Genomic DNA, 3,769 nt, shown 5'->3' with positions numbered 1-3,769 from the left:
CCCTCTGACCGACCCCGGTGGGCGCGGAGCCCGCCACGCCCGAACCGGCCGGCTCCGCGCCCCACCCCGCGCCGCCGCGCTCTTGTCGCCGACGAGCTCCGGACGCGGCTGCGGGAGACGGCGTGGTGGGCGGCCTCCGACGGGTCGGGCGCGCGGTGTGGGCCGGCCAGGTCGATGTCGGGATCGCGCGGACGGCCGCCTCTCGGTGCCTCCCGTCGAAGCGTCGGACCGTCGGCCGTTCGTGGAGCGCGCCGGCTGTTGCCACGCGGCCCCCCTTTATCCCGCTTGTGCCCGCTTGTGCCCGCCACCCGGCCGTGGCGGGCTTCTCGGCGGTCGGTCCGCTACGCGGGAGGGCCGAACGGCCCGGTGGGGCGGACCATCGGCCCGTTGGCGGGCGGCCCGGACGGGCAAGAAGATCGAGCGAGGAGGTAAGACGATGACGGAGTTCGAGACGACGCTGGTGGCCAAGACGGACGACAAGCGCCGGAAGGGCCAGGTCGTGGTGGGGGTGGACGGTTCACCGTCCAGTCTGGCGGCGGTGGCGGTGGCCGCACGCGAGGCGCGGATGCGCGGCTGCGCGCTGCGGATCGTGCACGCGTTCCTGTGGCCGATGCTGCGCGTGCCGCTGGAGGCGTCGCCGCTCGGCCCGCCGGACGGCGGGCTGCGGAACGAGGCCCTGCGGCTGCTGCGGGAGGCCGTCGCGCACGCCGCGAAGGCCGAACCGGACGTCGAGACGACGTCCACACTGATCACCGGCGAACCGCTGACCGTGCTGGAGAAGGAGTCGGAGTTCGCCCGGCTGGTGGTCGTCGGCAGCCGCGGCATGGGCGGCTTCATCGGGCTGCTGCTGGGCTCGACGGCTGTGCACCTGTCCGCGCACGGCAAGTGCCCGGTGCTGGTCGTGCGCGGGGCTCCGGTGGCGGACGGCCCGGTGCTGCTCGCCGTGGACGGTTCGCCGGCGGGCGCGGCCGCCGTGGAGTTCGCCTTCGCGGAGGCGTCGCTGCGCGGCGCGGAGCTGCTGGCCTGCCACGTCTGGAACGAGCGGCTGTACGTCGGCCCGGCAGACCCGCCGAACGCCGTCTACGACCCGGACCGGCTGCGGGACGCGGAGGAGCGGCTGCTCGCGGAGGCGCTGGCCGGCTGCGCCGAGCGCTACCCGGACGTGCGGGTGACGCGGAAGCTGCTGACCGGACGGGCCCGCCCGGTGCTCATCGAGACCAGCCGCCAGGCCCAGCTGACGGTGGTGGGGGCGCGCGGCAGGGGCGGCTTCACCGGGCTGCTGCTCGGGTCGGTGAGCCAGGCCCTGCTGCACCACGCGGAGAGCCCGGTGGCAATCGTTCGGGCCGAGAAGCCCTCGCCCGAGCTGGGCGGGTGAGGTAGCCGATGACCACCGCCGTGAACGCCGACGGGGTGGCCGGCCACCACCACGGACTGGCCGCGCACGAGATCGTGCTGCTGCTGGCGACCGACCCCGAACGGGGCCTGAGCCGGCGGGAGGCGGAGCTGCGGCTGGCCCGCTTCGGCCCGAACGTGCTGCCGGCGGCGGCGCGGCGGGGCCCGCTGCTGCGGGTGCTCGCGCAGTTCCACCACCCGCTGATCTACGTGCTGCTGGCGGCCGGGGCGATCACGGCGGGCATCGGCGAGTACGTGGACGCGTCGGTGATCTTCGCGGTGGTGCTGATCAACGCGGCGATCGGGTTCGTCCAGGAGTCCAAGGCCGAGGCGGCGCTGGACAGTCTGCGGTCGATGCAGGTCGCGACGGCGACGGTGGTGCGCGACGGCCTGGAGCGGCAGGTGCCGTCGGAGGAACTGGTGCCGGGGGACCTCGTCGTGGTCGAAGCCGGCGACAAGGCGCCGGCCGACCTGCGGCTGCTGCGCGGCACCGAGCTGCGGACGGACGAGTCCGCGCTGACCGGCGAGTCCGAGCCGGTGGCGAAGGACGAGGCCGTCCTGGACGTCGACACGCCGGTCGCGGACCGCCGCAACACCGTGCACTCCGGCACCCTCGTGACGTCCGGGCGCGGTGTCGGCATCGCCGTGGCGACCGGCGGCGAGACGGAGATCGGCGAGATCCACCGCCTCGTCGGCGCCGCCGACACCCTCGCCACGCCGCTGACCGCCAAGCTCGCCGACTTCAGCAAGCTGCTGACCGTGGTGATCCTGCTGCTCGCGGGCGTCACGTTCGCCTTCGGCATGGCGCGCGGCGAGGAGCCGGCGCACATGTTCACCGCTGCCGTGGCGCTCGCGGTCGGCGCGATCCCGGAGGGCCTGCCGGCGGCCGTGACGATCACGCTGGCGATCGGGGTGGCCCGGATGGCCCGGCGCCGGGCCGTCATCCGTCGCCTCCCCGCGGTGGAGACGCTCGGCAGCACGACGGTGATCTGCTCCGACAAGACGGGCACGCTGACCGAGAACCAGATGACCGTCACCACGGTGTGGACGCCGGAGCAGACGTTCCGGGCGACCGGGACCGGCTACGCGCCGGCGGGCGGCGTGCACGACCTCGCCGGCACGCCCGTCCGCCCGGCCGACCACACCTCGCTGCGGTGGACCCTGCTGGTCGCCGGCGCGTGCAACGACGCGACGCTCGCCGAGGAGGGCGGACGCTGGCATGTCGTCGGCGACCCCACCGAGGGCGCGCTGCTCGCGCTCGCCCGCAAGGGGGGCGTGGACGGCGGGCGACCGGGCGAGCGCCTGCCCCGCGTCGCCGCCGTCCCGTTCAGTTCGGACCGCCGCTACATGGCGACCCTGCACCGGAACGTCGACGGTGCGGACGGTGCGGACGGCGCGGACGTTGCGGGCGGCGCGGACGGGGCCGGTGGTGGCGACGGCCATGTGCTGTTGCTGAAGGGGGCGGTCGAGCGGGTGGCCGCGCTGTGCGAGGAGGAGTTCGACGCGGACGGCCGGCGGCGCCCGCTGGACCGGGCCGCGGTGCTGCGGGCCGCCGACGAACTGGCCGGGACGGGCCTGCGGGTGCTGGCCACCGCGATGCGGCCCGGCGTCGGCCCGGACGCTCTGGACGACCCCGACAGCCCGCCGACCGGGCTGGTGCTGACCGGTCTTGTCGCGATGTTCGACCCGCCGCGCGCGGCCGCGGTGGACGCCGTACGCGCCTGCCACACGGCGGGCGTGGCGGTGAAGATGATCACCGGCGACCATGTGGGCACGGCCTCCGCCGTCGCCGCCCAGCTCGGCCTGCTGCCCCCGCCGACGGAACCCGGCCGCGCAGCCGACGCCGACGGCCCGGCGCCGCGGCCGCTGGTGCTGACCGGCGCGGAGCTGGCGGCGCTGCCGCCCGACGCGTACGCCGACGCGGTCGACGACGCGCGGGTCTTCGCCCGCGTCTCCCCGGAGCAGAAGCTCCGCCTCGTGGAGGCGCTGCAGCAGCGCGGCCACGTGGTGGCGATGACCGGCGACGGCGTCAACGACGCCCCCGCGCTGCGGCAGGCGAACATCGGCGTGGCGATGGGCCAGGGCGGCACCGAGGTCGCCAAGGACTCCGCCGACATGGTGCTCACCGACGACGACTTCGCGACGATCGAGGCCGCCGTCGAGGAGGGCCGGGGCGTCTTCGACAACCTGACGAAGTTCATCGTCTGGACTCTTCCCACCAGCATGGGGCAGGGACTGGTCATCCTCGCCGCCGTGCTGGCGGGCGCCACACTGCCGATCATGCCGACGCAGATCCTGTGGATCAACATGACCACCGCGGTCGCCCTCGGTCTGATGCTCGCCTTCGAACCGAAGGAGCGGGAGATCATGACCCGCC

At 75.2% G+C, this 3,769-nt stretch carries 2 protein-coding genes; both read left to right on the top strand.

Going from position 1 to position 3,769, the window contains the following annotated elements:
• The first annotated feature begins 436 nt into the window (after positions 1 to 436).
• Positions 437 to 1,375 carry a universal stress protein gene (locus GL263_RS23190; protein WP_182857694.1) on the top strand — a complete coding sequence of 313 codons (939 nt, stop codon included), beginning with the start codon at positions 437 to 439 and terminating at the stop codon, positions 1,373 to 1,375.
• Between the two features lie 8 nt (positions 1,376 to 1,383).
• Positions 1,384 to 3,769 (top strand): cation-translocating P-type ATPase (locus tag GL263_RS23185; protein WP_182857693.1); only part of this gene is annotated, 2,386 nt, incomplete at its 3' end.

The sequence above is a fragment of the Streptomyces durbertensis genome (assembly GCF_014156695.1).
Classification (GTDB): Bacteria; Actinomycetota; Actinomycetes; order Streptomycetales; family Streptomycetaceae; genus Streptomyces; species Streptomyces durbertensis.
This window is presented reverse-complemented; position numbering and strand designations above follow the sequence as displayed.